Genomic DNA, 5,412 nt, shown 5'->3' with positions numbered 1-5,412 from the left:
CTTCACTTTTTTAGCCAAAAGCCACACTCTATTTCACACAGGAAAAATCTACCTGCGCAAACATGAAGGACATTGAAGAGATTTGTGGCGTTTGACATTTTTTTCTGAAGTAATACGTGGCGTTTGGCAAACAAAGCCGTGCTGCTTGAAAGAATGCGTGGCGTTTGTTGCGCCAAAACCCTTTTCGGCGCAAAACAAAGCGCCCCTAGTTGGTCAGCGACGACCTGCTCTCCCACGGACTACACCGCAGTACCATTGGCGCTCGGGGGCTTAACTTCTGGGTTCGGAATGGGACCAGGTGTGCCTCCCCTGCTATGGTCGCTGACCAACTAGAGGCGTTCCATCAGGTACGACCTCAGCCGTACCCTCAGGGCCGCACAGCGTGATTCTCCATCAACAAGATACATAAGATGATGTGCCCAACTCAAATAATAAAAGAAGAGCTCGACCGATTAGTACAGCTCAGCTCAAACGCTTGCACGTCTTACACCTGCTGCCTATCACCTCGTGGTCTACGAGGGGTCTTACCAAAAGGAAAACTCATCTTGGGACAGGCTTCCCGCTTAGATGCTTTCAGCGGTTATCCTAACCGGACTCAGCTACCGGGCAATGCTGTTGGTCAACAACCCGTACACCGGAGGTCCGTCCACCCCGGTCCTCTCGTACTAGGGGCAGCCTCCCTCAATTTTCCTACGCCCACGGAGGATAGGGACCGAACTGTCTCACGACGTTCTGAACCCAGCTCGCGTACCGCTTTAAATGGCGAACGGCCATACCCTTGGGACCTGCTCCAGCCCCAGGATGCGATGAGCCGACATCGAGGTGCCAAACCTTCCCGTCGATGTGGACTCTTGGGGAAGATCAGCCTGTTATCCCCGGAGTACCTTTTATCCGTTGAGCGACTGCAATTCCACTCTAAGCAGCCGGATCACTAGAACCTGGTTTCCCATCTGCTCGGCTTGTAGGCCTCGCAGTTAAGCCTGCTTATGCTCTTGCACTCAAAAGGGTGGTTGCCGACCATCCTGAGCAGACCTTACGTGCGCCTCCGTTACTCTTTAGGAGGCGACCGCCCCAGTCAAACTACCCACCTGACACGGTCCCCATGCCGGATCACGGCCACGGGTTAGAATGCCAATACGTCGGGGGTGGTATTCCAAGGGTGACTCCACAGAAACTGGCGTCCCTGCTTCAAAGTCTCCCACCTATCCTCTACGCGACGCACCGGCAGCCAATGTCAAGCTGCAGTAAAGGTTCACGGGGTCTTTCCGTCCTTCCGCGGGTAAGTCGCATCTTCACGACTAGTGCAATTTCACCGGGTCTATGGTTGAGACAGTGTCCAAATCGTTACGCCTTTCGTGCAGGTCGGAACTTACCCGACAAGGAATTTCGCTACCTTAGGACCGTTATAGTTACGGCCGCCGTTTACCGGGGCTTGGATTCGCCGCTTCGCTTGCGCTAACAGCTCCTCGTGACCTTCCGGCACCGGGCAGGCGTCAGACCCTATACGTCGTCTTACGACTTCAGCAGAGTCCTGTGTTTTTGATAAACAGTCGCTTGGACCTCTTTACTGTGGGCCGCTTAGGCTCAAGGAGCAAGTCCTATCACCGAGCGGTCACCCCTTCTCCCGAAGTTACGGGGTAATTTTGCCGAGTTCCTTAACCATAGTTCTCCCGATCGCCTTGGTATGTTCTACCCACCCACCTGTGTCGGTTTGCGGTACGGGCTCCTAGCAACTAACTAGAGGTTTTTCTCGGAAGTATGGGCTTACTCACTTCACTCAATTGCTTCGTCCAACACCTCAGCCTATATGACAGACGCATTTCACAATCTGTCAGCCTACGTGTCCTCACGGGGACGTCCAGAACCCCGCTGAGCTACCCTTCTCCGTCACCCCATTGCTCAAACATTGCTTTGGAGGTGCAGGAATATCAACCTGCTGTGCATCGACTACGCCTTCCGGCCTCGCCTTAGCTCCCGACTGACCCTGGGAGGATTAGCCTTGCCCAGGAAACCTTGGGTTTACGGCGGCGGCGTTTTTCACGCCGCTCTCGTTACTCATGCCAGCATTCTCACTTCCGGCCGGTCCACCGCAGGTTATCCTACAGCTTCACTCCAGACGGAAAGCTCCCCTACCACTGATAAATCAGTCCGCCGCTTCGGTACCATGCTTAGCCCCGTATATTGTCGGCGCATGTCCACTCGACCAGTGAGCTATTACGCACTCTTTAAATGAATGGCTGCTTCTAAGCCAACATCCTGGTTGTCTGAGCAAACGCACATCCTTTGCCACTTAGCATGGATTTAGGGACCTTAGCGGGCGGTCTGGGCTGTTTCCCTTTCGAACACACAGCTTAGCCCACATGTTCTGACTCCCGGACTCTAGACCGGCGGCATTCGGAGTTTGATTGGAGTTGGTAGGCGGTGAGGCCCCCGCGTCCATTCAGTGCTCTACCTCCGCAGGTAAACGTCCGAGGCTAGCCCTAAAGCTATTTCGGGGAGAACGAGATATCTCCAGGTTTGATAGGCCTTTCACTCCTATCCACAAGTCATCCCCTCAGTTTTCAACCTAAGTGGGTTCGGCCCTCCGCGGGGTCTTACCCCCGTTTCAGCCTGCTCATGGATAGCTCACCTGGCTTCGCGTCTACGGCATGTGACTATGTACGCCCTATTCAGACTCGCTTTCGCTGCGGCTCGCTTACTGGCTTAACCTCGCCGCATACCGTAACTCGCTGGCTCATTCTACAAAAGGCACGCCGTCACAGAATAAATCTGCTCCGACTGCTTGTAAGCACACGGTTTCAGGTACTATTTCACTCCCCTCCCGGGGTGCTTTTCACCTTTCCCTCACGGTACTGGTTCACTATCGGTCACAGGAGAGTATTTAGGCTTGGAGGGTGGTCCCCCCAGCTTCCCACCGGGTTTCACGTGTCCGGCAGTACTCGGGAACCGGATGGCAGTTCTTAAAGATTCGTGTACGGGACTGTAACCCTGTCTCGTTGGCTTTCCCACACCATTCCACTTCTTAAAGAATTTTTGACTGCACAACACCGGCCCCACAACCCCGACGGCGCAAAAGCTACCATCGGTTTGGCCTAGGTCCCCGTTCGCTCGCCACTACTAGGGGAATCTCGTTTGATTTTTATTCCTCCGGGTACTTAGATGTTTCAGTTCCCCGGGTTGCCTCCTTCGCGCGTATGTGTTCGGCGCGAGGTACGTGGGAATTACCCCACGTGGGTTTGCCCATTCGGAAATCTGCGGGTCAGGCGGGAATGTGCCCCTAACCGCAGCTTATCGCAGCTTGTCACGTCCTTCATCGGCTTCCTGTGCCAAGGCATCCACCGTGTGCTCTTACCATCTTCTTTTGATGGTTGGTATCACATAACGATGATTTGCACATCTTCTTGATGCGATCTTGTTAAATTAAGGAGAATGTAGATTTCAATCTACATCACGCTATGCGGCTCTCAAGGTACGGTGAGGGCGAACCCTCGAGACCGGACACTGCGCACCGAGACGGTGCAATGAGAAACAAACTGATTAAGGACGGGCCGCCCATAGAAGTAAAAAGTAAATGATGCTTCCTAGAAAGCGTATCTCCCTAGAAAGGAGGTGATCCAGCCGCACGTTCCCGTACGGCTACCTTGTTACGACTTCACCCCCCTTACCCTCCACACCTTCGGCACCTCCCTCCAAAAGGTTGGGCCGGCGACTTCGGGTGCAGACGACTCGGGTGGTGTGACGGGCGGTGTGTACAAGGCCCGGGAACGCATTCACCGCGGCGTGCTGATCCGCGATTACTAGCAACTCCGACTTCATGGAGGCGGGTTGCAGCCTCCAATCCGAACTGGGGCCGGCTTTAGGGATTCGCTCGGTCTCGCGACCTGGCAGCCCATTGTGCCGGCCATTGTAGCACGTGTGCAGCCCAGGACATAAGGGGCATGATGACTTGACGTCGTCCCCACCTTCCTCCGGCTTGACGCCGGCGGTCTCGTATGGGTGCCCGGCCGAACCGCTGGCAACATACGACGGGGGTTGCGCTCGTTGCGGGACTTAACCCAACATCTCACGACACGAGCTGACGACAGCCATGCACCACCTGTATAGGCTCCTTTCGGCTACGGTGTTTCCACCGCTTCACCTATATGTCAAGCCCTGGTAAGGTTCTTCGCGTTGCTTCGAATTAAGCCACATGCTCCGCTGCTTGTGCGGGCCCCCGTCAATTCCTTTGAGTTTTAGCCTTGCGGCCGTACTCCCCAGGCGGGACACTTAATGCGTTAGCTGCGGCACGGAGGGATGATCCCCCCACACCTAGTGTCCATCGTTTACGGCTAGGACTACCAGGGTATCTAATCCTGTTCGCTCCCCTAGCTTTCGCGCCTCAGCGTCAGTCGTGGCCCAGAAGGCCGCCTTCGCCACCGGTGTTCTTCCAAATATCTGCGCATTCCACCGCTACACTTGGAATTCCGCCTTCCCCTACCAGACTCAAGCCTGCCGGTATCAGGAGCGGACGGGGGTTGAGCCCCCGGATTTAACTCCTGACCTAACAGGCCGCCTACGCGCGCTTTACGCCCAATGAATCCGGATAACGCTCGCCCCCTACGTATTACCGCGGCTGCTGGCACGTAGTTAGCCGGGGCTTCTTCTGCAGGTACCGTCACCTTGCGGCCTCGTCCCTGCTGAAAGCGGTTTACGACCCGAAGGCCTTCATCCCGCACGCGGCATCGCTGCGTCAGGCTTTCGCCCATTGCGCAAGATTCCCCACTGCTGCCTCCCGTAGGAGTCTGGGCCGTGTCTCAGTCCCAATCTGGCCGGTCGGTCTCTCAACCCGGCTACCCATTACTGCCTTGGTGAGCCGTTACCTCACCAACAAGCTAACAGGCCGCGGGCCCATCCTTCAGCGATAAATCTTTGCCACTTCCTTCATGCGAGGGAAGTGGATCATCCGGTATTACCCACGGTTTCCCGTAGCTATTCCAAACTGAAGGGCAGGTTGCCCACGTGTTACTCAGCCGTTCGCCACTCTATACACACCCGAAGGTGCTTTAATCGTTCGACTTGCATGTGTTAAGCGTGCCGCCAGCGTTCATCCTGAGCCAGGATCGAACTCTCCGTTCGAAAAGCTACTTTAAGTAAGTAGCGAATCTACTGTTTTGAGTCGGTCCGTCCCCGAAATCACGCTGATCTCGGATTCAATGAAATTGATCGGTTTGTGTTATACGAAATTGTGGTACACACTCTCCGAAATGACTTTCATTTCGTCTGTCTCTCATCGATTTCATCAATCGCAGTATCCGGTTTTCAAGGTTCGCTGCGTTGCTTGTGTGCTGCAACGCGAGGAATCACTATACGCACCCCGCCCCTACTTTGCGAGCGTTATAGATGACTCTCCATGGTGTTTCCATATATGGGGGT

General features: G+C 55.0%; 3 rRNA genes. All 3 read right to left on the bottom strand.

The features are described 5' to 3' along the window. Positions 1-211: 211 nt before the first annotated feature. Positions 212-326 (bottom strand): 5S ribosomal RNA (gene rrf, locus HMPREF9069_RS08280). Positions 327-432: 106 nt separating this feature from the next. Further along, a 23S ribosomal RNA gene (locus tag HMPREF9069_RS08275) occupies positions 433-3,362 on the bottom strand. A 240-nt stretch (positions 3,363-3,602) separates the two neighbouring features. Continuing rightward, positions 3,603-5,115, bottom strand: a 16S ribosomal RNA gene (locus HMPREF9069_RS08270). The 16S, 23S and 5S rRNA genes sit together here, the layout of an rRNA operon. Positions 5,116-5,412: the final 297 nt, after the last annotated feature.

It is taken from the genome of Atopobium sp. oral taxon 810 str. F0209 (assembly GCF_000466405.1).
Classification (GTDB): Bacteria; Actinomycetota; Coriobacteriia; order Coriobacteriales; family Atopobiaceae; genus Olegusella.
This window is presented reverse-complemented; position numbering and strand designations above follow the sequence as displayed.